Below are 24,223 nucleotides of genomic sequence, written 5' to 3'. Positions count from 1 at the left end.
AGATTCCGAGCGGTTTGCTCCAGGTTTCGAGTAATTTTCTCGGCACGCCGAGCAGATTTCTCCAAACGCCGAGTTATTTTCTCGAAACACCGAGTACTTTTCTCGAAACGCCCTAAAAACATCCCGTAGGGTGGGCACCGCCCACCATCCAACCCCGCCTCAAACAGCCAACCTACCCTGCTGCAAAGCTATCAGGCAATTCTTTAATCGACTTCCCCTGCTCAGCCAGCAAAGCATCTAGCGCCTTCATCTGAGCGATGGTAAACGATGGCACACTCTCCCCAGTCTCCCATCGGCTAATGGTGCGGGCTGAGGTACCGATTCTACGGGCAAAGTCTTCCTGAGACATGCTCATCTCTTCCCGCAATTTCTTCAGTGGCGATTCTTCCATATCAGCCGTAATTTGCCTTGTCATCCGTGAGAGAAACAAGACAAGCTGTCTAGACAGGTTGACAAATAGACTAACTGTCTAGACAATGTGTCTAGTTAGCGATTAGCAGAGAAGCCTAAATTCCCCATTGCCGGAGGTTTGCGGGGTTCCTGCTGTCGTGCCCCATTCTACCGTTACCGATCATGTTCTTTTGCCATCTGCGATCGCAGGGGCCAGTTTTTGCCGTCCATAGGCTGCCAACAAGCTGGAGGTGGGTGGTGGGCAATGCCCACCCTACGGGATGCTGTCATCTCTGGTTGGTGGGTAGCGTTCATTTGAAAATTTGCTGTTGAGGACGTTTTGAAATGTTGCAAACTCAATCTTTTGTGTCGCCCCCGGCAACCGAGGCGGCCCCGGCTCTGCTGCTCAGAAACCCGATCGCCGTAGTGCGCGATCGCCGCCTGCGGCACTACCTGGTCGGCTCCCCCGACGACACCCAGCACGCCATCGATCGCCTGCACCTGCTCGGCTACCTAGAGCGCATTAGCTGGAGCCATGCGATCGACATTCCCGCCAGCGGCCTGATCATTCGCCCCGATGTGGGTGATGTGCTGCGCTACAGCCAGCGCGATGGTCGAAGACTGGCCCGGTAGGGCGATCGCGCATGATCCCCCCTAGCCCCTTTGAAAATGGGGGAACCGGAATCAAAGTCCCCCTTTTTAAGGGGGATTTAGGGGGATCTCCACTTTCGCTACAAGAAGTAAGACTGTTCAAACATCCTCTAAGGGAGATTTAGGGGGATCTTGCAGGGACTCCCACGCAGCAACGAGATATTTATAAGCAGTAGACCCTACGGGGTGAGGTGGTTGGCGCTCTCTGTTGCAAATCTCGTAACCCACGCTTGTAGACACAGGCCCGCTTTCTAAAATGGGGCAACAGTTAAACAAACAGGAACCGATTATGAACAAGTCGTCGTTATGGCCACGTTGGACAGGGCTGGCCGCTGGCCTCGGTCTGGTCGTTTTGGGTGGGGCGTGGGTGCCCGCCGTCGATGCTGGCCCAGCCGAAAACGGTCTGGCCCAGGCCGAAGCCAGCTCTGCCCTGCCCGAGGTCTGGCAGCCCGCCAGCGCAGAGGATGAGGAGCAGACTTGGCGCGTTGTGCTGCAAAGCCCGATGGGGGTGGCCGCGCTAAATCAGCTGGCGATCGAAGGGTTTATTAGCCCTGTGTGCGAAAAAGCGCTGTACACCCACGCCGCGTACGGGTCGTTTCAAACCCTGTTGCAGGTGCAGTGCCCCACGCCAGGCGGCGTTTCTACGGCCCGCGCCTACGACGAAATGCGCGTTACCCTTAATCGCTTTGAAGACACGATCAACGACTTTTCCATCGAGCGCATCTATACAGATTGATTGGCTCCGAGGTTTTCGGATCGGCTCTTAATGCCTACTTTGCTGGGCCAGGCGTGCCAGTTTGGGCACGCGACCCAACCGTCCCGTCATCAGCCGCAGAGCCAACCGCTTGAGAATCGGCACCGAGCCCAGCGTCCACAGCCCGGCCCGTCGCAGCACCACCACCGGCAAAATCTGATTTGAGAAGGTGCGGGTCAGCACATCGGTAAAGCTGAGAATGACCCAGTTTTCTAATCGCCGCCAGCGTTCGTAGCGGCGCAGCACGGCTACATCTCCCAGGTTTTGCCCCTGTTGGTAGGCATGAGTTAACACTTCGGCCAGCGCCGCCGCATCGCGAATGCCCATGTTGAGGCCCTGTCCGCCGACTGGATGGCAGCTGTGGGCGGCGTCTCCGACCAGGGCTAGGCGGGGCTGTACGTAGCGATCGCACTGCATCAGCTGTACGGGAAACATCGCCGGGGGCGTTAGTCGCCTCAGCCGTCCCATTTGGCTACCGTAGCGCTGCTCTAGCTCAGCCATAAAGTCTGCTTCGGGCAGGGTTAGAATAGCTTCGGCTTCGGCGTGGGGAGCGGTCCAAACGACCTGGCAGCGCTGGCCGGGCAGCGGCAGAATGGCAAAGGGGCCGCTGGGCCAAAACCGCTCGTAGGCGGTATTTTGGTGCGAATGCTCCGGCTCTAGCACGGTAGTCACACAGGACTGTTGGTAGCGCCAGCCAACGCTGCCAATGCCGGCCCGCTGCCGCAGGAGTGAGCCTTTGCCATCGGCAGCCACCATGAGCGGCGATCGCACCCTAACCATCCCCTCGGGTGTACTCACCTCAGCCATCACCGATTCGCCGCGATCGTGCATCTCGCCCAGGCTGGCAGAGCAGAGGTAGTGGATGTTGGGGGTAGCTGCGATCGCCCCCTGTAGCGCCGCCATCAGCACCTTGTGTTCGGCCCCGTAGTAGACCGCCTCAGTGCCCAAATCTTCTGGCAAAAATTGCACGACCTTGCCGTAGTCGCCATCGGAGAGCTGCACCTTGTCGAAATGGCAGATATGCGGCCCAATTTGCGGCCACAGCCCCAATCCTTTGAAAATATCTGCTGACGTTAGCGAGAACGCATAGGCTCGCTGCCGCGAGGCTGCCGCTGTCGCCGTTTGAGCCTCAATCACAACAATGCTCATGCCACAGGGGGCCAGGGCAGCCGCCAGGGTTAGCCCGACAATACCGCCGCCGACAATGGCCACATCCACCGTTAACTCTGCCTCACCATGATTGAGCTGGGGGTGATCCGCTGGGGAGAGCGAGCGAAATTGCGGCGTTGTGGCAGTCATAGGGGCAGAATCTGGCCGTTGCTATACCTTATAGATCCAACTATCCTTTGAGCGGTGCCGATAACGGAGCCTCGCCAGTCAAGGAAGGGAAGGATTCTCTTTATTCTGACCCGATTTCCTCGGTAAAAGCAAGGTAAATGACGCGATCGCAGGTATCGTGGCGCAATCCCTGCTTGGCTCCCTAGCCCCCCTGCTCCCTAGCCCCCGAGAATAGTATCTAAACTCGCGCCGCAGAGTACTAGCGCTAAACCAGCACCTTGGCTTCGTATTCAGGCAGATCGGTTACCAAGACCCCATCATTGATCTCTACGTCGTAGTTGTTGGTCCATTCGTGCCAGGTGCCATTGTGGGGAAACCCGTCAATTTTGTAGTCTGCCAGGTAATTATCTGAAAAGTTAACTATGACGACAACCCTAGAACCTTCATCGTTCCAGCGAATGAAGGCCAGCACCTTAGAGTCTGGGTCTTCAAAGAAAAACTCGACGTTTTCGGTGCGCAGGGCGTGGTTCTCCTTCCGCAGAGCGATAAGACCTTTGTAGTACTCAAACAGGTCGTGGTTGCGATCGTTTTTCAGCAAAGTCCAGTCAGTTTTATTCGGTTCTAGAGACTTTGGTTTATAGGCACCAAATTCTTCGCCCATCCAGATTAAAGGCACGCCCATCGATGTCATGACCAGGGCCGCGCCCAGTTTGGCTCGCTTGAAGGCAGCGTCATCAAGTATTTCATGATTGCCTAACTGCACCATTAAATGGTCGTGGTCATGGTTGCTGAGATAGGTAATGGCATTGACCGCGCCTAAATAGCCCGATCGCTTAGCGTCAACCAAGTCCTTAACAGTCTCTATATCGGTTTCTTCTCCCCACAGCATGGGCACAAGATTGTGCAAAAAGCCATCGCGCCAGCAGCCATCGAGAGGGCCATCGAGATTGGTCGCATCGGGAGACTCTGGAATAAGCTCGCCAATGTTGTAAAAGGGTTTGGGCTGAGCATCTTGAGCATTTTGACTGGCTATTTCCTTGAGAAAGTCAAAGTGGCCCATTTGACTGACGGCATCGAATCGATAGCCGTCAATGTGGTACTCCGAAATCCAAAAGCGAACCACGTCTTTGACAAAGTCTTGGGCTGGGCAAAGATCGAGATGCTCGTCGTAGTGGTCGTAGTCAAACTCTGGCCCCCAGTTATATTCGGCATCTTTGGGGTCGCGACGATACCAGTAGGTGTAATCAATTTTGGTTAGCGGAGCCTCAGAACCAGAGTGATTTAAAATAACATCTAAAATGACGCGAATACCTCTGGCATGGCACTCGTCCACAAGATGCTTCATATCTTTGGATGTGCCATAGCTGGTCTCAACGCAAAAATAGTGATGGGTGTTATAGCCCCATCCTTGATCACCTGGAGATTCTTGAACAGGCATTAGCTCAATAGCGTTGATGCCTAGCTCGCAGAGGTAGTCTAGCTTTTCGGTAATGTGCTGCAGTTTTCCCCGAGGATGGGGGTCATCTTCGCCACCCGAAAAGTCGCCAACTAAAATTTCATAAATAACGAGTTCTTCGTTTTGGGGCAAACTCTTGTCGTCGTGACTCCACACGTAGTCATCGACGATGGGTTCACCATCTTTAATATAGATAATCGTATTTTGATGAGTATCTTCTATATGGTTGGCTTTAGGATCAATGACTTCAATCCACTCATCGGGTTCTAGGAAAAAGCTTTTTGACTGTACCTTAAACTTGTATTCGTAGCGTCCATCTTCTAGATCTACAGAGGTACGAAAGTAGCCGTCTTCCCCCTTTTTCATTGCAATATCTTGCCAGTCAGAAAAAGAGCCAAATAAAATAGCGCCTTCGTTATAAGGCGCAAATAGCTTGAACTCGATTGAGCTGGTCATAGATCCGTATCCTTCTATATCTTTACTCAATTTTTACTTAATATAATGTTAAAAAGTTCTTTTCCTACCTACCTTTAGGCAGAAACAGAGTTTTATGAGGGGGTGCGCAGCTAGCGGTAACTAGCTGCGCCAGGCTTGATTAGCCGGTAGGCCTACCGGCTATGAGTGGGCTGGGCTAGACTGCCCCGTTAGGCTTCGAAAAGCCGTGGTTATCTCTGGTATGGCGATCGCAGCAGCGTTTGCAGGCCGTGGCGAATGCCGTCGGGGTCGAGTCCTTCTAGGTTGGTGTTGCGCAGGTAAGTGCGTTGGCCAATTCAAATGTAGGATGGGTTAGCGATAGCGGAACCCGTGCGGGCGTTGGGTTTCGTGCCTCAACCCAACCTACATCGACTTATATTCAATTACGCTTGCCTACTGAGAGGATCAGTCTGAGGAATCAACTAGGAATTAGTCGTCACCTAACTCCTCTTCTCCTAAACCTTCTTCTTCGCCCAGGCCTTCGTCGCCTAAGCCTTCGCCTTCTTCTTCATAGAGTTCTTGGTCTTCACCTAAGCCTCCTTCTTGGCCTATCCCGCAGGCAGGCAGTACCAGAGCACCGAGGGCGAGGAGAATAGCTCCTACGCTTTTAGGGGAGGTCAAACGATCGATGAGATTAAACTTACGAATCATGGGAAGTAGCTCCTTAATGGGATTATGTTGTAGACATTCGAAACGGGAAAAACTTATCCAACGGCTTGCTTTAGGCTCGCCATCTGAGTGCGGTCTGGGCTCAAAACAGCGGGGTCGCGGGCGGTGGGAAACTGCTGCTGCTGTAGCCAGTAGTCGCGCTGGGGTTGAAAGGGCAGCTTCAGAACCTGAATCAATTGGTTGTCAGCGGGGTCGGTGTAGGCTGGCACGCCGATGGTAATTTCTGACTGGGGCACGTTGAGCCGCAGGGTTTGGTGAAGTCGATCCCACCAGGGAAAAATGATGCCGTAGTTGGAGTTGGTTTCTTCACGCACCTGGGAGTGGTGAATGCCGTGCATGCGGGGTGTGACCAACAGCCAGTTGATCCGCCGCTCCAGGGCCAAGGGCAGGCGCAAGTTGCTGTGGTGAAACAGAGTATTTGCCTGGTAAACCAGCTCGTACAGCAGGTAGGCTCCTAGCGATGCCCCAATTAGCCCCACCTGGGCCGCCCGCAGCCCCGCCGAAAACACCATTTCGCCAAAGTGGAAGCGAAACCCGGTTGAGACATCGAGGTCGGGGTCGATGTGGTGGGCGTTGTGAAAGCGCCACAGCAAGGGAATGCCGTGGTTGGCCCGGTGCCAGTAGTAAAAGGTTAGATCGAGCAGCAAAAAGGCGATCGCCCCCGCCACTGGAGGCGGCACCGGCAGCCATCGCACCAGCCCAAAGGACTGCGCTGCTGATGCCTGAATGGTGAAGTAGGCGGCGGTTTGCACTACGGCAAAGTTGAAAATGATCGCGATCGCTGTTACCCCAGCATTTACCTTTAGCCGCTGCCACAGCGGTCGGGTGGGCTGCCGCAGGGGCCGCACCCGCTCGGCTAAAAACAACGCGAGAAATACAGCCCCGACTAGACCGGGTAAAACCAAAACAGCTGCGATCGGAAGATGATTAGGCATCAACTTGTTTACGTGTCATCAAATATCCAACGCCGATCAGCCCAAAGCCAATCAGAAAAAAGGCAATGTCGTACACCAAAAAGTTGGGTACTTGCCGAATGTGGTGCAGCCCCAGCAGGCCGTGAAAAACGATGCTGTCGAAGAGGTGAAACCCGCCCCAGCCGATCAAAATCCAGCCGATAAACGCGGATGTGGTGAGAGGCACCACTGGGGTTCGCTGCATGCCGCGCCACAGCACCCCTAAACCGGTCACTGTAATCAGCCACATGCCAGCGCTAAAGACCCCATCGCCGACTACATTTCGCTGCAATCCCGTAAAGGTATCCATCGACACCCGACCTGAAATCATGTGGTGCCACTGCAGCAGCATATGCAGAACAATGGCATCTATGAATCCACCCAGGCCAAAGCCGAGCAAAAACCCTGCCAGTTTGAATGCTTTCGTGGGTAAAGGGAAGGGTTTGGGGCTTTCCATAGGTCAGGTTACTCAGCAGGAGCGGCGGAAACCAACTCAGAAAAATCTTCCCGTAGGGCTTTCAGCAAAAAATCTGCCAATCAAGCCTGAGACGATTGAGGCAGAGGATAGATATTCCAGGCTTGAATATCGTGATCGGCTAAAGCCGACTTGGCCTGGTCTAGTTCGGGCTGGGTGCCATCGATAACCACCATGAAGTCTTGGTTGATCAGGCGATCGCTGAAGCCCCCCACTTTTTCATCGGGAATACCTAGAGATTTCAACCCTTCTTTTAGATTTTGGGTGGCTAAGGCCCCTGCCCCCTGCCCGGCCATCACGCCAGCAAACGCTGCACCCGCAGAACCTACCGCCAACAAAGCCCCCAGGCCGCCAGGAATGGCAAAAGCGCTCAACCCCCCTAGCAAACCGCCCCAAAGGGCTCCGGTGTTGGCCTGTTCGGGCCGTCGCTTAGAGGCATTAATATCCTGTCCCTGAACCTGATGCCCTGTTTTAGCGCCGCCGGCTACTTCATCTTTCTCTAGCTGCTTGGCTACAATCGACACCTGATCCATCGGGAAGCCAGAGGACTCTAACACTCGAACCGCTTTTTCGGCCTGCGCTTCCTCAGGGAAAAACCCGATGCCTCTGTGCGTGGATTGCTCTGTCATAGGTGTCTCCTCGATATCCGATGTTGTGAGGCGCTAACATAGCGCTCTCCTTCATCCTTTTGGTTTTCACAACAATCCTCATCGGCCCAGGGGCATAACCTTTTTTATTAGCTCAAAGCTTGAAGTTTTAGGGTCTAGCTATAGCCAGCTTTGGACCAGCGAGGCGTATAGTAAAGGGCCAATCTACTGCGATCGCATGTTCAGCTAGATTAAGAAGTACTACATTAGTCCGGCTTTCAAATAGTTTCACAGCTTACGTCTGAAAGCCAAATACGAAGGCCTTGATGCGATCGCCGCCACGCCAGCTGTTTTTTGTAACCGTCCCCTGAGCGGAGTCTTTGGCGGAGCCTGCCGAAAGGCTTACGAATTCGCTCAGCCAGCATAATTGCAGGGATGTTTACGCTATTTCTAACTAAAGGTTGAGGGGTCGTTATCGATAATTTGCTTCGCCTGCCAGAGGAGGCATACTGCTCAGACCCTTAGAGTGATGGCATTAGTCTTCAAAAATGATCCCAAGAATTGATTGTCTATTGCCCATAGATCGGCTTGGCTATCGATGGTGAAACCCAGGAGCAAACGTTTGAGCCGCATAGTCAGCTGGCGGCTGAGTTTACCTATTTCTCGAACTGCATTTTGCAGGGTGAAGACTTAAAACCCTCAGGGGTAGAAGGGCTAAACGATATCCGCATCATCCAGGCGCTGCACCAGTCAGTTCAGCAGATTAAACCCATCGCCCTCGACCAGATGGATCATTCTCGTCACCCCGGCCCTGAGCTGATCACGGTTCAGCCCCCTAGCCCAAAAACACCGAAGCCTGTTCATGCTGCCAGTCCTGGAGACAGCTAGGGCAGGACTCATTTCATTGTTATTTACGCAGCAGGCCTATGCATCTCTACAGTTCTGAATTTTTGACCGGTACCTCGATTCCTTACCGTTACACCTGCGATGGTGAAAACCTGTCGCCGCCGCTAAATTGGGCTGACCCACCAGCCGAAGCCCGCAGCTTTGCCCTGATTGTGCGCGATCGCGACGCTCCCAACCAGTTCACCCACTGGGTGCTCTACAACCTGCCCGCCGACCTGCGCGAACTGCCCGCCGGGCTGCCCCAGCGAGAGACCCTGCCCAACGGTGGGCAGCAGGGCAAAAACGATTTTGACCAAATTGGGTTTGGTGGCCCCTGCCCGCCCCAGGGCACTCATCGCTATTTTTTCAAACTCTACGCCCTCGACCAGCCGCTCGATGTGGCGGCTGGAGCCAGTGAGGAAGAGGTCTTGCAGGCCATGCGCGATCGCACCCTGGCGGCGGCAGAGCTAATGGGCCTTTATGGCAGAGCCGAATTTTAGAAAAGAACCATGAGTAAACCTACTTTCCACGACGAGCAAAGCTTGGCCGATACCGCCGAAGACCTCGGTAACCAGGCCCTCCAGCAGGGCTTAGTCCACAGTTTTGTGGTGCGCCACTTTGCCGACAGCCGCCAGTTCTACATCCCCGACGAACACAGCGAACCCCTCACCCCAGAGGAGGCCTACATGCAGTTCAAAGCCTGGGTAAAACCGTCCAACTAAACCCTAGGCAACCTTCTAAATACGGCGTTGCTGAATTGAGGCATAAATTTGGGTAGGGGCAAACGGTCGTTTGCCCCTACGAGGGACGTTGACTTGTTGATTCATATAGCTGTGGCCAGTTTGGTTAAGACAGGTCTCCTATGAACGTTCAAACATTTGAACGTTCATAGGGTTTCTGGATGTCCTAACCAACGTGACTATGGCTATACCTATGTCAGCAAGCCCCTAAAACACAATGCCTAGGGAACAGTTGAAGAAAGTGAAACCGTTGAAATAGCTGGGGCCTTTTTTACTCGCTTTGCAAAAATAGGGCAAGAGCGTCAAGATTAAGAGGCAGCGATCGCAGTCAGTCGCTGTTGTTCTCAGCGATCGAGCATGGCATCTTCCTCCAACATTCTGGTCATTGGCAGCGGCATTGGTGGCCTGTGCTGCGGGGCGCTGCTGGCTCGCTACGGTCACAGCGTCACCGTCTGCGAAAGCCACACGATTGCTGGCGGGGCAGCCCACGGCTTTGAGCGCCAGGGCTATACCTTCGACTCAGGGCCATCTCTCTATTCGGGTATGTCCTACCGGGGCTCGACCAATCCGCTGCGCCACGTGCTCGATGCGATTGGCGAAGCCGACAGCATTACCTGGGCCAACTACGACACCTGGGGCGTGCGCATTCCCGAGGGCAACTTTGACACCACCGTCGGCAATCACCAGTTTGCCGAGGTGCTGCAATCCCTGCGGGGCGATGCCGCCGTACAAGATTGGCGGCGGCTACAAAAGGCCATGGAGCCGCTGGGCAAAGCCGCCACCGCCCTTCCCCCCGCTGCCCTGCGGCTAGATTTGGGTGCCCTGCAAACCGTCGCCTCCTACGGCTGGGATTTGCTGCGCAATGCTCCGGCCCTGACTCAATCGAGCAAACCCTTCAGCACCGTGCTCGATCGCACTACCCGCGACCCCTTCATTCGTAACTGGATGAATCTGCTCTGCTTTTTGCTGTCGGGCCTGCCTGCCGAGGGCACCAGCACCGCCGAAATGGCTTTCATGTTTGCCGAATGGTACCGTCCCGGCGTGACGCTCGACTATCCCATCGGCGGCAGCGCGGCGATGGTCGATGCCCTAGTGCGCGGCCTGGAGAAATTTGGCGGCACCCTGCGGCTGGGGGCGCACGTAGAGCAAATTTTGGTAGAAGGTGGGCGGGCTACTGGGGTGGCGCTGCGATCGGGCGAAATTCTCCCCGCTGATACGGTTATTTCCAACGCCTCAATTTGGGACACGCTGAAGCTGGTACCCGACGGCGCATTGCCCAAGCCCTTTGTAGAAGAACGCCAGGCTACCCCCGAGTGCCCCAGCTTTTTGCACCTGCACCTGGGCATCGACGGCGCAAATTTGCCCCCCGACCTGGCCTGCCACTACATTACCGTCGAAGATTGGGCGCGGGGGATTGATGCCCCGCGAAACCTGATTGTGATGTCGATTCCCTCGGTGCTCGACCCATCGCTGGCCCCACCCGGCAAGCACACCATCCACGTCTACACCCCCGCGACCGAACCCTACGAGCTGTGGCAGGGGCTAGATCGGCGCAGCCCCGAGTACGCAGCGCTGAAGCAGACGCGGGCAGAACCGCTTTGGCGTGCCCTAGAGCGCATCATTCCCGATGTGCGTCAGCGGGTTGAGGTTGAGCTGGTGGGCACGCCCCTCACCCACGAGCGCTTTTTGCGATGCCACCGGGGTAGCTATGGCCCGGCCATCTCAGCTCAAGATGGTCTGTTTCCTGGGCCAAAGACGCCGCTGGAGGGATTACTCTGCGTGGGCGGTTCGACCTTTCCCGGTATTGGCCTGCCCGCCGTCGCCGCCTGCGGGCTGATTACGGCCAACACGCTGGCCTCGGTGAGTCAGCAGCGCCAGATGCTGCGAGAGGTGCTGGGGTAGATGCGATCGCTCTCAGGGATCGGTCTTTGACCATCGCGCCTCCCCCCTACCCGTCATGAATTAATGCAATCCAGCTAATCGAAAGCGAAAGCGGGTCTTATCAGCCGCTTTCGCCATCGACTAGTTGGCAGTTTGGCTAGTCTAGCCAGTCCCAGCACTAGCGCCATTGCTAGAAACAACGGCTTCAGCGTGAGGGGTTTGAGCGCTATTGGCATGATTTTGGCTAGGCTCGTATACCACCGCACCTATCGGGGTAGGATACTTGCGATCGGCCTGAGACCGCTTCGGCTGTTCGTACAAACTCGCTGGGGTGCGGCCCCCATAACCAAACATAGCCTTGCCTTTGTCCGCTTCAGGAGGATGATAAAACGTTCGTTTGTGAGGCTGGTAAGTGGTCTGATACAGCGTTGTCCGCACGCCGCTTGCCGTAGCCAAACTAGGCTGCTCAAGGCCCTGAGACGGGCGATAGATAAAATCAGTAAATGCCTGCTCCATAGCCAGTAAAGGAAGTGGCTCTATTTGAGGGGCTTCGTATCGCACCTGCAACAGCGGTTTAGGGTCTGGGTGCACCAGGTTTTGGTATGTCAAAACAGGATTATCGCTGACTGCGGTGATATTTTGTTGCCAGTTAGCAAAGGCTTTGCTGAGGTCAAAGCCCATAGCCCGTTGATAGTGCCACAGCCCCCCTTGTACAAAGAAAAAGGCCAGGTAAAAATGGGCATTGGCCAGCCAGGTGCGGGAGGAATATCCCGATGCCATAGCACCGCTGGGGTCATAAAAAGAGGGCAAGAACGCCGACTTCAGCGCCAGGGGAGGCCCGTAAAACTCGGTGGGATAAGCCAGGGTGTTAAAGCCGCAGTAGTATGAAGCCGCAAACCCAGCAATGGCAATGCCAAACAGCGAATAGGCTAGAATGCCGTCGCCCGAAAACAAAAATCGCTGCCGTACCCAGTTAAAGGGTGGCACCAAAATGTGCCAAGCTCCCCCTAGCACCAGCAACACCGCCACATAGATATGACCACCTACCAAATCTTCTAGGTTATTGACATCAAATAAGTGGGTGCGATAGCTAAACAGGGTGCCAACGTCTAGGGTGGGGTCTGTGACCAAGCGCACTTCACCTATGTTGGCATCGTAGAGGCCGCCATAGGCCATGGCCTTAATCACCAGCAGTAGAGCACCCAGGCCCAAAAATACCAGGTGGTGCCCCAGAATGAGCCCCAGTTGTTTAGGGTCATCCCACTCAAAGTGAAATTTGGCGGCCCGCCCGCTCTCTTTGGCCAAGCTGGGAGCCAGCCGGGTCCGGTGAAAATAGGCTCCACCCGCTAGTACCCCAGCCGCCACAATGTGAATCACCCCAATGGCAAATAGAGGAAATGTGTCTTGAATAACTCCACCAGAGTTCAGCCCCCAACCCTGGGTCACCAGGTGAGGCAGCAAAATTAATCCCTGACTGTACATAGGGAGATCAGGAGAATAAACCGCCAACTCAAATAGGGTAAAAGCCCCAGCCCAAAGCATGATCAGAGCGGCTTGGGCCACATGGGCCACAATGAACGTGTTCGACAGGTCAATAAATCGGGCGTTACCCGCCCACCAGGGGTATTGTTCCTGGGTTTTGTTAACAGCGTACATGGCAATGATTTGACTGTTATAGGAGTGATCAACAAAGGGAAAGAGCAGGAAGGAACGGGGAAAGGATTTGGGATGTCAGGCAGGTACAGGGTGCAAGGTGCTAGACCAGGCCATGAACCTATGCCCCTGTACCGTAAAGCTGACATCCAAACCCTTTTTCCTAGCTCAGACCCGAAATAATGTGGTCTAAATAGACATCCATTTCTTGCCCAGCATCAGCACCAACGCGCTGGGTTACCACGTCCTTCATCGCCTGAATGGCCTGAATAGTTGGCTCGATGGGCACGCCTAAAGAGCCATAGGTTTCTCTCAAACCATTTAGCACTCGCTCATCCAAAATAGAAGCATCCGCTGCCAGCATGGCATAGGTAGCGTAGCGCAGAAAGTAGGTCAAATCGCGTAGGCAAGCGGCATAGCGGCGAGTGGGATACATATTGCCCCCAGGGCAAGTGATATCTCCGTAAAGCAGACTCTTAGCCACGGTTTCGCTGATGATACTGGCGGCAGTTTCGCCAATTTGGGTAGCCGCTTTTACCCGCAGCGTACCACTTTGGAAGTATTTTTGCAGGGCCTCTAGCTCAGCACCTTCTAAGTAGCTGCCTTTTTCGTCGGCAGGGTTGATAACGGCGGTAATAGTGTCTTGCATGGTATCTCTCGCTTAAAGCGTAAAATCAACAGTTCGTCGGCTATATTTACAAAAACTGGAGCTCTAAAAAGCTCGAATCAGCTGATCAAAGTAGGGAGCAGCCAGTGCACCTTCTTCTGAACTTAACGTGCCCATGGCAACTTCTTTGAGGCAGCGCATTGCCAACTTAAGATTGGTGAGAGGAACGCCTAAAGAGACGTACATATCGCGCATGCCGTCCAAGCCAATATCTTCTAAGGGTTTAGCGTTACCTGCTAGCACACAATAGCTTACCAATCGAATATACCAGCCCTGATCTCGCTGGCAGAGGGCAGTTTTCTGTGGATTACCGCTGTTACTTGGTGTATTGGGGCATTTTGCCCAAAACCGTTTGCTGCCCTCGTCAACAATTTTTTGCTCATTGGCAGCCAATTTCTGTGCTGCGCTGATGCGGGTGGTACCGTTGCCAAAAAAGTCTTGTAATTTCGTTAGCTCAGCACTACTGAGAAAACGATTGGCTTCATCTGACTGTGCAATAACTTTAGCCACAATACTCATCGTTAAATATCCTCCTAAGTGGATTAACCGGATCAGTTTTGCCAACAGCGACGTGTCAACACCTCACCAGCTCCAAGCTGATCAACTCCAATTCAAGGCTACTTAAATTGACCATTAGCGGCCAAAAAAAATAGCGCTCATGCAGGCTCTATCTGAACCCCAGTTAGCCTAAAGCAGATAAGCTTCCAGCCTGAAAAAGGTCAGTCGATACCTAGTCTTAAGCCTCGGATTAGACACGATTTCAATGTCTACAAGAACCTGACTAGCTGGGCTGATTAGGTCATTTTTTATTTGCCATTAACAAATAAAACGGTGGGTTGACTACCCCTAAACAATAAAATCTATCGGTCACTATCTAACTATTTTCTTCAAAAAGCATACACATAAGTTCAAGTATGTTTATCTGCAGGGAAAAAATTTTGTGGTTTTCAATGATTACCCAAAATTTTATAGTGCATAGTGATTACGCAGAGACTGTAATCGCGCTGTGGTCAGGGTGACGTGGACAACGTTCTGTTCCTTAACCCAGCTAATGGGCGACCTGGGCAGGCAAAACTACCCTGCTAAGCTATGTTTTGATCCACGAGCACAGCAAGTAGGTACAGGGCTATTTCATTCTAAAAATGGTCTCGGGGGTATCTGGGCTAAATTCAAGGGCACCCAAGTAACGATGGTTGGTGTCAATCATGAGTTGACAGGTTTTGTCTTAGTGCGTGTTTCCTAGCGCCGGAAACCGGCGCGGGGTTGCACGGCTTTTTGGGTGCTAATTGCATCAAAGGCAATCACCACCCCCTTAAGTGCCAGTTGCGCGATGAACTTTGGCAACCTGGTTTGTCCGGCAAAGTGAGGGAAAACACTGCCCTCAACAAGCTGAAGCCTATGCTCAGCGAAGCCAAAACAGACGCTACCGGCAAGCTGACCAATCAACCGGACGAACTCTGTAAATTAGTAGATCCAGCCCACTGAGGCACCTGCAATCCTGGCTCCCGTTGCTGGGAGCTATCCTAACTAATGGATGGAGCCTGGCCTATTCAGAGGGATTTTCTCCGGTTGAACTACCACGTCGTTGAATACAGGATGCGCACCGTGCGGCCTCGACCGCCGATGTAGTTGCGATCGTCGAAGCCTGAGAGAAACTGGGCCGCGGCTGGGAAGTATTGGCTGTCAAACAGGTTTTCGACGCCAATTTGCAGTGTGCCCGAGCCAACATCGACGCTGCTAATAAAGTCAACAGTGGCATAGCTCTCGATCGCTAAGGGTTCTACACCCGCAGCTGCGGCTCGGTTGCGGCTGCCGACAATCAGGGTTTGCAGACGATTATTCCAGCCGGGCAGGGTTTCGTTTTCGAGGTAGGCGGTGAATTTAAGCGGGGCAATCTCACCGCTGTTGAGGGGTAGAAAGTCGCCGTCTTGATTGACGTCGTTTTCGCCTTCGGCCCAGCTGATGGTGCTGCCGAGGCCCCAGCGATCGCCGGGTTGCCAGTCAAGGGTGGCTTCGACGCCGTAGATGCGCTGGGGGGCGCGCTGAATGCTGAGCAGGCCAGTGGCGCTGGGCACCAGGCTAGCGCCCAGGTCTGAAGTGTTGTAGAACCCGCTGAGGCTGGCCTGCACCGTTGGCCAACTGCTGCGAACCCCGACCTCATACTCGGTAACTTTGATCGGCTGAGTGACATCGAGGTCGTCGGCAACGCTGACAAACCCAGCCGGGGGGGTTCTTAAAATGCGGCTAAACTCGGGCACGCTGAAGCTCTGGGCCACGCTGGCAAAGAGCACAATGTCTTCGATGGGGCTGTAGACAGCGCTGGCGTTAAAAACGATATCGTCGAAGCTGCGGCTACCGCCCTGAATGGGTCGTCGTCGGGTGACGGAAAAGTAGTCGTCGACGTCGAGGTTGATGTTTTCGTAGCGCAGGCCGCCGCGCAGCAGCAGCGATTCGCTGGCTTCCCAGTCGAGTTGGGTGAAGAGGCCCAGGCTGTTGAGCCGGTAGGGCGGGGTAAAGTCAAATTCTTGGACGGTGGTGAGACGGCGATCGCGGTCAAAGGCCACCGGGTCAAACTGGGCCGTGATCTGCTGGTTTTGTTGGCTTTCGTAGTCTGCGCCCCAGAGCAGGTTGAGGGTTTTAGCGGTGTTTAGGGGCGTTTCAATTTGCAGGCGACCGCCCCAGCGCTCGGCATCAAGCCGCGACTGAAACAGGAAGGGAAAGAACTCGCCGCCCAGGCGACCGTCGGCAAACTCGCCGCGAGCGATCGCATCCTGATAATAGAGCTGGCCCTGCACCTGGCTGCCGAGCAGATTTTCGTGGGTGTAGCCGAGGTTGACCAGCAGGTTGCGATCGCCGGGGTTGTTGTCGCGCTGCAGGCCGGGAAGTTTTAAGGACTGGGCCACCTGTCGACCAGGAATCAACAGCGTCGAGGGGTCGGCGACGTACTCGGTGTCGCGTTCGGCATCGAAATAGTTAATGGTGAAATCGAGCCGCTGCTGGTCGCTGAGGTCGTAGCCAACTTTGCCCAGCAGGTTGTAGCTGGTGGTCTCGCTGAGGCTGGCCTCCGAGACGATGCGGTTGCCCTGGGCGTCGAAGAAGCTGCCAGTCTGGTCGCGGGAGAGACTGAGGCGAAAATCGCTGCGATCGAAGCTACCGGAGGCTCCGACGGAGAAAATACTGCCGAAGCCATCCCCTTCCAGGCTGCCTAGAGAAGCGCTGCCGCCCACCTGGGTTTCGATCGCTACCTCCCCTTCAGCAGGGGGGCGAGTGATGATGTTGATCACGCCGCCAGTGCTCTGGCCGCCATAGATGGCGCTGGGGCCGCGAATCACCTCAACCCGCTCGATCGCCGAGGGGTCGATGCTGCGCAACTCCTGGCGATTGACCCGAAAGTTGGTGGAGAGGGGCACGCCATCAATCAAAACGGCGGCCTCGCGGCCCCGCAGGTTTTGGCCCCGCGTGGTGCGCAGCTGGTTGGGGGGGCCAAAGCCCGGCACCAAATTGCCCAAAATATCGGCCAGATCGCGGGAGAGGGCCGACTGCTGCTCAATTTGCTCACGGTCAATCACGGTGACGGAGCGGCCCAGATCCTCCAGGGCTTCTTCGGTGCGGGTGGCGGTGACTACTACACGAATGGGGACTCCGCCTTCGCTGGTTAATGTAGGCGCGGCGGGGGATGCCGGGGAATCAGGCGTCAGTGCTTCGCTGTCGGGGGCAGTTGCAGAGTCGGGGGCCTCAACGCTGATGGCAAAGATTAAATTGGTAGCTTGCTGAGCGATCGCGACCTCTGGAGCCGCCGTTGCGCCAACGATGGTGACCTGGAGGCGGTTGGTGGCCAGAGACCTGACCACAATCGACTCAATGCCTGCCGCCGGATTGGCCTGCTCAAACGAGCCACCCTCAGGGGTTTGCAGCTGAGCATCGACCACATCGACCACTACGGTGTTGCCATCGCGGTTGATAAAGGTTTGCAGGGGCGCGTCGGTGGCCGCCTCAAAGGTCAGCGATAGCCCGGCTTCGGTTTGCACCAGCTGCACGGCGGTAATTGCGGTGGTCTGGGCATAGGCGGGCAGGGCGATCGCGGCGGCGATCGCGCCGGATATCCCCAATGCGCAGGTTCCTAAAAGTAACTTCACAGCAAGTCCTCACACACCATTAAACAGCTTGAAACGAGCGCGGCGAAACGATACCAATCGCCGTGCTAATGAGATCTTAAGTCAATAAGGTTAAATTAAAAAACTATTGATGAGAATTGCTCTTAAGTACTCAAGGAGATTGTGCTTTAGGTCAAGCCCGCAAAAAAACCCCTATAGACTCTAGAGAACAACTGGTTGATTGGCTTCTGGGTATGTGATTTTCTCGCCGCCAAATACTCTGGATGAGTTTTTCATTGACATTCGATATCAATAAAATGAGTCTTTAAGGAGGTGCTTACCCTGGCTTTGGCAGGAGAGAAGAGCTTAGCTGCCCCGACTAAATTTCTGTGCGCATCTGCGGCAATCTGGAGTGATCACGCCGTTTTAGATTGCCGCTCCAGTTCGCTAACCCGGTACTGCTTCACTTCTCTAAAATCGCCCTTGCCAGAATTATTGAGGGTCATCACCGTGCCGCCGACGGCCACTGTGGCGCGGTAGCTTCCAGATTCACCCTCTGGGCTGGTGAAATCAATCTGCACCTGAGCATCACCCGTGGCATCATCGAGGCTCAACACCTGCCCCGACTGGCGATAGTCGCACCAGCTCCAGCCCAGTTGGGCAAAGATTTCGCCTTCTACTATCTGCGCCAGGGGCGGTAGCCCGGCCCAGCCTCGGTAGTAAGCCCTGAGGTTGGTCATGGGTACATCTCGCTGCACCAGATGGTGAGGCGTGTCGGGTTCTAAATGGCCCCAGTAGCGGCCTTCGGGAAAGTCAATTAGGGTGGGGGCGAGGCGGTGATTGCCGATGTGGCTGGTGCGCCAAACCCTTACGGGCTGGGGGTAAGTCTTGAGGGCGTCGTACACGGGCCGACTGAACCGACCGCAGCAGATATCTAGCTCAGCGTGGGCACAAACTAAGAAGTCTCGCGTTGGGGCGAGCTGACGATAGGGCTCAAACGCTGCCAGAGCGGCAGGGGTGGGCAGGGCCTGCACCAGCGGCACGACCAAGTCTTCAGGCACCCAAAATTCTTGTTTGTCATAGATGGCGAACTGGGCAGCCGGGCGCTGAAAGTAGAGAATGCGGCGATAGCCTAGTTTGCTGTAGCGAGGGTCGGGGGCGATCGCCAGACAACGCCCCTTGGCACTACGGGCCGCCGCCTGCTCTAGCACCGGCAGCAGCGCAGCAGGGAAGTTTTTGCTCTGTAGCACATTGCGGCCCCAAGGCATAGGCACTTCGACAATCAAGTAGCGATCGCACTCCGGGGCCGACCCAATCGGGTTTTCGCCACTGCGTTTAGAAAATACGGCGCAGAGATCGACATCGGGGCAGGCGGTAATCGACTGAGGTGAGGTCATGCGGGGGCATCAATTAAATAGGTAAACAGATCGTCTAGAACGGCGTTGGCGGCCAAAATGCCGTTGCCTAAAAACCACGTGTCAAACGACACCGGATACACCCGCTCCTGCTGCACCGCCAGCAGCTGTTGCCAGAGCGGGTGGGTCATCACCTGCTGGGCCATAGAATCTTGAGGGTTGTCTTCAAAGTAAAAAATCACGTCTCCGTCCATCGCCGGAACGGCCTCTAAACTGACGGTTTCAAAAAATTTGTCTTTGGCCTGGGTTGGCGGGCGGGGCAGCCCCACCTGCTCCAGAATGTAGCCGCAGAAGGAATCTTTCATATAGAGGCGCACCTGGTTGGGGCGAAAGCGCAGCACCGAAACTTCAGTGGTTTGCAAGGCAGCGCCCATCTGCTGGCGAAACTGCTGCATTCTGGCCTCAAAATCTTGGGTTAGCGCCTCGGCTTGCTCGGTTTTGCCCAGAGCCTCGGCGTAGGTGGTGAGGGCATCGGCGCGGGTTTCCACCAGCACGGTGGGGGCAATCTGCGAGAGGCGATCGTAGAACTGGCCGTGGTCGTCTACATTGCTCAAAATCAGGTCGGGATTGAGGGCCAGAATCGCCTCAAAATTGGACTGAGAGGCGTGGCCAATATTGGCAATGCCCTCGGTTTTATTCGCGAGATAGTCGGGGAAATTGCCGTAGTCGGAGCGCTGGGGGAACCCGGCATAGGTCGAGGCGATGGGCTTAACCCCCAGGGCCAGCGTGTTGTCGAGGGCACTCTGGGCCAGCACCACCACTCGCTGGGGCGACTGAGGCACAACCACCTCGCCCAGTGCGGTTTCAACGGTGCGTCCTCCTCCAAAACTTGCCGACGGAGCCTGCTGGGATGGCCCGCCGCAGGCGACGACCAGCACCAGCACCAGGGCGGCGATCGCCAGCAGCGCCCCTTTCAGGTACCGCATTTCCCTCAGCATCGGTTTTGCCCCCAGATCCAACCCCGTAAATCAGGATGGTTTAGATGAGAAAACATATCAACAAGCAGGTTGCCTTCTGCACCTTAAACAACTTGTTATACCTTGTCAAGAAAAGATCTTAGCCATTGAATGCTCGACGATTTGGCCATTCTCTAGCTTGAGAATGCGATCGATCAAATGAAAATACTTGTCATCACAGGTGATGGCTGGCACCAGCTTCCTCCTCTGAGCGCTCAGAGGAGGAAGCAGCAACAATCCATCAGCTCTATCCACTGCTCGGTGGGGCAGAGCAGGATTGGGCTGGACGATTTCGCTTTGAGCGCGATCGCCACCGCTTTGTTGTGGCTCGGGTAAAGCTAAGGCAAATTCTCAGTCGCCACCTCAAGGACAACGCCCAAGATATTGGTTGTGTCTACGGCCGCTATGGCAAACTTGCTCTCAGCTGTGAGCAAAACGAAGAGAACCTCCCACTATCTACACTTCAACGGTTCTTGCTGCTAAACCTGCTCACCTCATTCCTAACCCCCAGGTCTGCCTTCCGGAACCGCCGAAAACTGAAGACATCATTAACGCTTCGTCGTTACGAAACGTAAACGATTACATTGGCAGGTGACCTTTGGTTGAGCATAAATACTCAGGTTTACGACCTGGCTTCAACAACTGCGATGGATCGAATTACAAAAGATGCCTTGCTGACGGCATATCACAACGGTCAGCGATGTTTCTCAATGCACAATCTGACCGGTATTGAATTATTTGAGGTAGATCTGCGCCAGATTGATTTGCAGAACAGCTGCCTAGATGAGTGCTACATTCCCTACGGCAACCTCAGTATGGCCAAACTGGCCGGGGCCAGCCTGATCAAAGCCCACCTGGGCAATGTCAACCTCTACGGAGCCGACCTGGCTGAGGCCATACTGAACGGTGCTGATTTAGTTCGCGCCAACTTGCAGGGGGCCAGTTTAGCCGGAGCCAGCCTGGTCGAGGCCAACCTGAGCGGGGCCGACTTGCGGGGGGCTACCCTACAGGGAGCTAATCTAGAGCGGGCCAATCTCTGCGGGGCGAAGCTAGAGGGAGCTGACCTCAGCCAGGCCAGCCTCAGCCGTTGCAATCTATTTCGCGCTACGGGGGGTGATCTAGACCAGAGCTGCTGCGATCGCACCACCATCTTGCCCAGCGGTCACAACTATGGTCGCTAGTAGGCCAATAGAGGGGCTAATCCCAAGGGTGAATGTTGACAGCCGCTGTCCTAACCCCCTGAAGTATCAGGTATCCTAGGCATATTCCATTAGGAAAGTCCTGATGAGGCAGCCCATGCGTTCCCTGGCCGATGTTCCCCGTCCCCTGTTGTTGCTGGCGCTGATGTGGATCAGCGGTGGGGTGGTGACACGGCCCGTGCTGGCGGAACAAGCTGCGGCGCAAACAAGCCAAACTATTACGGCCCAGCCGATCGCCACAACGCCTGACCCAGTCCGAGAGCCCGTGCTGCTGGCCCAGGTGGCCACCACTGCCGAAATTGAGCGACTCAGCACCGAGGCCGATTTGGCCTTTCGTCGCGCCACCACGCTATTTTTTGTCATGCTGGGCACCCTGCTGCTGCTGCTGGGTCTAGGGGTCGTTATGCTGTGGCTGATGCGGCGATCGGTGATTCAAGAAGTCTCGGTGGTGGTGCGCAACCAAATCAACGACATCACCGATTTAGAGACCAAAATTCAGACTGCTACCCGCGACCTCGACTATATTTTGACCCAGGCGAAAGAACGGGCGACCGAACTCAACAGCCGCACCGATCGCTTTCAGGAAGAGGCCGTGACCAAAAAGCAGGTGCTCAACCGACTGGTGGATGACCTGGCTGAATTTAAGGCCCGTACCATCAACGACTGGCAGTCGACCCTGAGCGATTTGCAGGTCAAGCTAGAGAGCACCGAGGCCAACTTTGTCGGCCACCTGACCGGGCTACGGGCCACTGCCGACGACGAAATTACCACCCTGCGCAAAGACACCCAGCTCCAGCGCGACGTGGTGTTTCGCACCTTAGAAGAAAACCAGACCGGCTTTTTGCGCGATGTCAACCGCCTGCGCAGCGATGTGGAAGTGCAGCAGGACGCGGTGCTGCAAAAAATTGGCAATGCCGAAACCAGCTTCGCCGACCAGATGGGCACCATGACCCAGGCCATGCAGGAGGAGCGCGATCGCGTCATGGTCGCACTGGCCGACCTGCGCCAGCAGCTGACTACCCAGGCCAGCGACCAGGTCGATCGCCAGACTACCGCCATTGCCGAAGCCCTCGACGCCCTGCGCCAGAGCAGCCTCAGCCGTCTGCAAACCCAGTCCGACGATATCAGCCGTCAGCTAGGCGATCTGCAAGTCAGCGCCCTGGGCGAGCGCGATCTGGCTCTGCAAACCATTCAGCGATCGATCGACGAATTTACCCAGCGCTTCGCCAACCTGCGCACCGAGGTAGATGGCCAGCGCAGCCGCATTTTGGCCGATCTGCGCCGCCAGGCCGACGAGTTTTTGGCCCAGTTTGGCGGCCTCAAGATCGATATCGAAAATCGGCAGGATATGCTGTTGGGCGATCTGCGCCAAGCCGCAGACGAAGCTCTGGAGCGCTTTGTCGCCACCCGCACCGAGGTAGATGCTCGCCAGCAGAACACCCTCGATGACTTTCAGCGCTCTGCCCAGGCGTTGCAGAGCCAGCTGGGCCAGATGGCAACCGAGGCCGAAATTCAGCGATCGACGCTGCTGGCCGATATCGACGCTACCGCCAGCGCCTTTCGCCAGCAGGTGCGGGTGCTACAGGATGCGGCAGGGGAGCAGCAAATCCAGATCATCGATGGGCTGCGGGCGATGGAGGGTGCTTTTACCGAGCAGCTAAACCAGGTGCGGGGGGCAATCTTTACCAAGCGCGATCGCGTCCTCGACAAAATTGACAGCTTCGATGCCCGCCTCAGCGAAGACTTGGCTAACTTGGGTACCACCACCGCCGAGCGCGAAGCCGCCGCCCGCACTCAGCTCGACAGTCTGATGGCCGAGATGGCCGAGCGCTTTGCCCGTCTTGAGGCCGATATCCAGGCCGGGCGCGAGGTATCCCTGGGTCGGCTGGAGGATTTGCAGCAGGGCTACCGGGTGCGGCTAGAGGCGATCGCCGCCGAGGCCCAGCACCAAAAAGACGAGATTATGCAGCGCCTGGGCGAGGTAGCTCCCCAGTACCTGGCCGACTCGTTTATGAGCGAGGCACGACAGCAGTTTGAGACCATTACCGATAAGATTGGTCGGCTGGAGACCAACCGGCCCCAGCTATTTCTCACCGCCGATGAGTACATTGGTCGGGGCGATCGCTACCTGGCCGACAACGACTACGCCCTGGCAGTGGCCGAGTACGACAAAGCCCTCGACATTCAGCCCGTCAACACCCAGGTGTGGCTCAACCGCGCCCAGGCCCAGCAGGCCCTAGAGCAGCTGGAAGGGGCGATCGACTCCCTCGACCACGCTCTGGAGCTAGAGCCCAAACACACCGGGGCGCTGATGCAAAAAGGCCTGATTCTACGCGAGCTGCGCCGTCACGAAGACGCCCTGACCGTATTCGACCAGCTCACCGAGGTCACCCCCGACGATGCTAAAGTCTGGCTCAACCGAGGCATGGTGCTGAGCCGCCTGAAGCGCCGCGAAGACGCCATTACCGCCTTTGACCGCGCCCTCGAAATTCACCCCGAGTACCACGAAGCCTGGGTAAATCGCGGCGTGTCCTACGGCATTTTGCAGCAGCACGAGGAGGCGTTTAATTCCTTCGACAAAGCGGTCGAATACCAGGCCAACGATGCGATCGCCTGGCTCAACCGAGGCCTCTCGCTAATCGAGCTAGAGCGCTACGACGACGCCCTGGTCAGCTTTGACAAGGCCACCCGGTTCAACCCCGACGCCCCCAAAGCCTGGGACAACCGAGGGCTGGCTCTAATCAAGCTAGGCCGCGACGACGACGCGATCAAGAGCTTCGATCGCGCCATTGCCATCGACCCCGACTATCCCAAGGCCCACTACAACAAAGCCCTCTGCTACGCCCTCCAGCGCCAGTTTGACAATGCCATGGACGCACTGCAGCAAGCTGTGCGCCTCGACCCCGACTACCGCGAAGAGGCCCGTACCGAACCCGCCTTCGACGAACTCTGGAGCGATAACTGGTTCCGCGAGCTGGTGGAGAAATAGGGCTATCTACAGGTCAGTCTTTAGCGGCGGTGGGTGAGAGTCTGTGGGGAGAGGGGG

The 24,223-nt window shown here is 55.7% G+C and carries 22 protein-coding genes; 8 read left to right on the top strand and 14 right to left on the bottom strand.

Annotated elements, in window-relative coordinates; all coding sequences use genetic code 11:
* Positions 1-172: 172 nt before the first annotated feature.
* The gene (locus IQ273_RS01010; protein WP_194021209.1) at positions 173-415 is read right to left on the bottom strand and encodes a helix-turn-helix transcriptional regulator; all 243 of its coding nucleotides are present in this window, start codon (positions 413-415) and stop codon (positions 173-175) included.
* 320 nt (positions 416-735) lie between these two features.
* Between IQ273_RS01010 and IQ273_RS01005 the strand changes: the two genes are divergently transcribed.
* On the top strand, positions 736-1,023 hold the full coding sequence (locus IQ273_RS01005; protein WP_194021207.1) for a hypothetical protein: 288 nt from the start codon (positions 736-738) through the stop codon (positions 1,021-1,023).
* Positions 1,024-1,330: 307 nt separating this feature from the next.
* Complete coding sequence (locus IQ273_RS01000; RefSeq protein WP_194021205.1) at positions 1,331-1,777, top strand: hypothetical protein; 447 nt, start codon at positions 1,331-1,333, stop codon at positions 1,775-1,777.
* Between the two features lie 27 nt (positions 1,778-1,804).
* On the opposite strand, the gene IQ273_RS00995 is transcribed toward IQ273_RS01000, so the two are convergent.
* The 6 genes from IQ273_RS00995 to IQ273_RS00970 form a co-directional block, all read right to left on the bottom strand.
* Positions 1,805-3,094 carry an FAD-dependent hydroxylase gene (locus tag IQ273_RS00995; RefSeq protein ID WP_194021203.1) on the bottom strand — a complete coding sequence of 430 codons (1,290 nt, stop codon included), beginning with the start codon at positions 3,092-3,094 and terminating at the stop codon, positions 1,805-1,807.
* 244 nt (positions 3,095-3,338) lie between these two features.
* Positions 3,339-4,985 (bottom strand): alpha-amylase family glycosyl hydrolase, encoded by a 1,647-nt coding sequence (locus tag IQ273_RS00990; RefSeq protein WP_194021202.1) that lies wholly within the window; start codon positions 4,983-4,985, stop codon positions 3,339-3,341.
* Between the two features lie 447 nt (positions 4,986-5,432).
* Entirely contained in the window at positions 5,433-5,654 is a 222-nt protein-coding gene (locus tag IQ273_RS00985; protein ID WP_194021201.1) for a hypothetical protein, read from the bottom strand.
* A 53-nt stretch (positions 5,655-5,707) separates the two neighbouring features.
* The gene (locus IQ273_RS00980) at positions 5,708-6,607 is read right to left on the bottom strand and encodes a sterol desaturase family protein (RefSeq protein WP_194021200.1); all 900 of its coding nucleotides are present in this window, start codon (positions 6,605-6,607) and stop codon (positions 5,708-5,710) included.
* On the bottom strand, positions 6,600-7,082 hold the full coding sequence (locus tag IQ273_RS00975; RefSeq protein ID WP_194021199.1) for a DUF2243 domain-containing protein: 483 nt from the start codon (positions 7,080-7,082) through the stop codon (positions 6,600-6,602). Before IQ273_RS00975 ends, IQ273_RS00980 begins: the two co-directional genes overlap by 8 nt.
* An 80-nt stretch (positions 7,083-7,162) precedes the next feature.
* A complete protein-coding gene (locus IQ273_RS00970; protein ID WP_194021198.1) occupies positions 7,163-7,729 on the bottom strand; it encodes a hypothetical protein in 567 nt (188 codons plus the stop codon).
* Between the two features lie 546 nt (positions 7,730-8,275).
* Here IQ273_RS00970 and IQ273_RS00965 point away from each other — a divergent pair.
* The 4 genes from IQ273_RS00965 to IQ273_RS00950 all read left to right on the top strand — a co-directional run bounded on the left by IQ273_RS00965 (position 8,276) and on the right by IQ273_RS00950 (position 11,214).
* Positions 8,276-8,575, top strand: a complete 300-nt coding sequence (locus tag IQ273_RS00965) for a hypothetical protein (RefSeq protein ID WP_194021197.1) — start codon at positions 8,276-8,278, stop codon at positions 8,573-8,575.
* A 38-nt stretch (positions 8,576-8,613) separates the two neighbouring features.
* Positions 8,614-9,072 carry a YbhB/YbcL family Raf kinase inhibitor-like protein gene (locus IQ273_RS00960; protein WP_194021196.1) on the top strand — a complete coding sequence of 153 codons (459 nt, stop codon included), beginning with the start codon at positions 8,614-8,616 and terminating at the stop codon, positions 9,070-9,072.
* A 9-nt stretch (positions 9,073-9,081) separates the two neighbouring features.
* A complete protein-coding gene (locus IQ273_RS00955; protein WP_194021195.1) occupies positions 9,082-9,294 on the top strand; it encodes a hypothetical protein in 213 nt (70 codons plus the stop codon).
* 375 nt (positions 9,295-9,669) lie between these two features.
* Complete coding sequence (locus tag IQ273_RS00950) at positions 9,670-11,214, top strand: NAD(P)/FAD-dependent oxidoreductase (protein ID WP_194021193.1); 1,545 nt, start codon at positions 9,670-9,672, stop codon at positions 11,212-11,214.
* Between the two features lie 141 nt (positions 11,215-11,355).
* Here the strand turns inward: IQ273_RS00950 and IQ273_RS00945 are convergent, their stop codons facing one another.
* The 7 genes from IQ273_RS00945 to IQ273_RS00920 all read right to left on the bottom strand — a co-directional run bounded on the left by IQ273_RS00945 (position 11,356) and on the right by IQ273_RS00920 (position 19,948).
* On the bottom strand, positions 11,356-12,849 hold the full coding sequence (locus IQ273_RS00945) for a chlorophyll a/b binding light-harvesting protein (protein ID WP_194021191.1): 1,494 nt from the start codon (positions 12,847-12,849) through the stop codon (positions 11,356-11,358).
* Between the two features lie 160 nt (positions 12,850-13,009).
* Entirely contained in the window at positions 13,010-13,495 is a 486-nt protein-coding gene (locus IQ273_RS00940; RefSeq protein ID WP_194021188.1) for an allophycocyanin subunit beta, read from the bottom strand.
* Between the two features lie 63 nt (positions 13,496-13,558).
* The gene (apcD, locus tag IQ273_RS00935) at positions 13,559-14,032 is read right to left on the bottom strand and encodes an allophycocyanin subunit alpha-B (protein WP_194021180.1); all 474 of its coding nucleotides are present in this window, start codon (positions 14,030-14,032) and stop codon (positions 13,559-13,561) included.
* Positions 14,033-14,752: 720 nt separating this feature from the next.
* The gene (locus IQ273_RS33455) at positions 14,753-14,959 is read right to left on the bottom strand and encodes a hypothetical protein (RefSeq protein ID WP_228052199.1); all 207 of its coding nucleotides are present in this window, start codon (positions 14,957-14,959) and stop codon (positions 14,753-14,755) included.
* Positions 14,960-15,087: 128 nt separating this feature from the next.
* Complete coding sequence (locus IQ273_RS00930; RefSeq protein WP_194021178.1) at positions 15,088-17,649, bottom strand: TonB-dependent receptor domain-containing protein; 2,562 nt, start codon at positions 17,647-17,649, stop codon at positions 15,088-15,090.
* A gap of 374 nt (positions 17,650-18,023) precedes the next feature.
* A complete protein-coding gene (locus IQ273_RS00925) occupies positions 18,024-19,004 on the bottom strand; it encodes a sucrase ferredoxin (protein WP_194021176.1) in 981 nt (326 codons plus the stop codon).
* Entirely contained in the window at positions 19,001-19,948 is a 948-nt protein-coding gene (locus IQ273_RS00920; RefSeq protein ID WP_194021174.1) for an ABC transporter substrate-binding protein, read from the bottom strand. The genes IQ273_RS00925 and IQ273_RS00920 overlap by 4 nt, the downstream gene beginning before the upstream one ends.
* Before the next feature lie 740 nt (positions 19,949-20,688).
* Here IQ273_RS00920 and IQ273_RS00915 point away from each other — a divergent pair.
* Positions 20,689-21,159 (top strand): pentapeptide repeat-containing protein, encoded by a 471-nt coding sequence (locus IQ273_RS00915; protein WP_228052198.1) that lies wholly within the window; start codon positions 20,689-20,691, stop codon positions 21,157-21,159.
* Positions 21,160-21,262: 103 nt separating this feature from the next.
* Positions 21,263-24,166 (top strand): tetratricopeptide repeat protein, encoded by a 2,904-nt coding sequence (locus tag IQ273_RS00910; RefSeq protein ID WP_194021171.1) that lies wholly within the window; start codon positions 21,263-21,265, stop codon positions 24,164-24,166.
* Positions 24,167-24,223: the final 57 nt, after the last annotated feature.

This window comes from Nodosilinea sp. LEGE 07298 (assembly GCF_015207265.1).
Lineage (GTDB): Bacteria > Cyanobacteriota > Cyanobacteriia > Phormidesmidales > Phormidesmidaceae > Nodosilinea.
Note: the sequence above shows the minus strand (reverse complement) of the source record. Positions and strands in the feature narration are given on the sequence as shown.

Excerpts from the sequence above, each read along its gene's own strand:
- IQ273_RS00970 (WP_194021198.1), bottom strand. The coding sequence starts at position 7,729 with ATGACAGAGCAATCCACGCACAGAGGCATCGGGTTTTTCCCTGAGGAA.
- apcD (WP_194021180.1), bottom strand. The coding sequence starts at position 14,032 with ATGAGTATTGTGGCTAAAGTTATTGCACAGTCAGATGAAGCCAATCGT.
- IQ273_RS00940 (WP_194021188.1), bottom strand. The coding sequence starts at position 13,495 with ATGCAAGACACTATTACCGCCGTTATCAACCCTGCCGACGAAAAAGGC.
- IQ273_RS00985 (WP_194021201.1), bottom strand. The coding sequence starts at position 5,654 with ATGATTCGTAAGTTTAATCTCATCGATCGTTTGACCTCCCCTAAAAGC.
- IQ273_RS00910 (WP_194021171.1), top strand. The coding sequence starts at position 21,263 with ATGAGGCAGCCCATGCGTTCCCTGGCCGATGTTCCCCGTCCCCTGTTG.
- IQ273_RS00960 (WP_194021196.1), top strand. The coding sequence starts at position 8,614 with ATGCATCTCTACAGTTCTGAATTTTTGACCGGTACCTCGATTCCTTAC.
- IQ273_RS01000 (WP_194021205.1), top strand. The coding sequence starts at position 1,331 with ATGAACAAGTCGTCGTTATGGCCACGTTGGACAGGGCTGGCCGCTGGC.
- IQ273_RS00995 (WP_194021203.1), bottom strand. The coding sequence starts at position 3,094 with ATGACTGCCACAACGCCGCAATTTCGCTCGCTCTCCCCAGCGGATCAC.
- IQ273_RS00990 (WP_194021202.1), bottom strand. The coding sequence starts at position 4,985 with ATGACCAGCTCAATCGAGTTCAAGCTATTTGCGCCTTATAACGAAGGC.
- IQ273_RS01005 (WP_194021207.1), top strand. The coding sequence starts at position 736 with ATGTTGCAAACTCAATCTTTTGTGTCGCCCCCGGCAACCGAGGCGGCC.
- IQ273_RS00920 (WP_194021174.1), bottom strand. The coding sequence starts at position 19,948 with ATGCGGTACCTGAAAGGGGCGCTGCTGGCGATCGCCGCCCTGGTGCTG.
- IQ273_RS01010 (WP_194021209.1), bottom strand. The coding sequence starts at position 415 with ATGACAAGGCAAATTACGGCTGATATGGAAGAATCGCCACTGAAGAAA.
- IQ273_RS00915 (WP_228052198.1), top strand. The coding sequence starts at position 20,689 with ATGCACAATCTGACCGGTATTGAATTATTTGAGGTAGATCTGCGCCAG.
- IQ273_RS00925 (WP_194021176.1), bottom strand. The coding sequence starts at position 19,004 with ATGACCTCACCTCAGTCGATTACCGCCTGCCCCGATGTCGATCTCTGC.
- IQ273_RS00975 (WP_194021199.1), bottom strand. The coding sequence starts at position 7,082 with ATGGAAAGCCCCAAACCCTTCCCTTTACCCACGAAAGCATTCAAACTG.
- IQ273_RS00980 (WP_194021200.1), bottom strand. The coding sequence starts at position 6,607 with ATGCCTAATCATCTTCCGATCGCAGCTGTTTTGGTTTTACCCGGTCTA.
- IQ273_RS00945 (WP_194021191.1), bottom strand. The coding sequence starts at position 12,849 with ATGTACGCTGTTAACAAAACCCAGGAACAATACCCCTGGTGGGCGGGT.
- IQ273_RS00950 (WP_194021193.1), top strand. The coding sequence starts at position 9,670 with ATGGCATCTTCCTCCAACATTCTGGTCATTGGCAGCGGCATTGGTGGC.
- IQ273_RS00955 (WP_194021195.1), top strand. The coding sequence starts at position 9,082 with ATGAGTAAACCTACTTTCCACGACGAGCAAAGCTTGGCCGATACCGCC.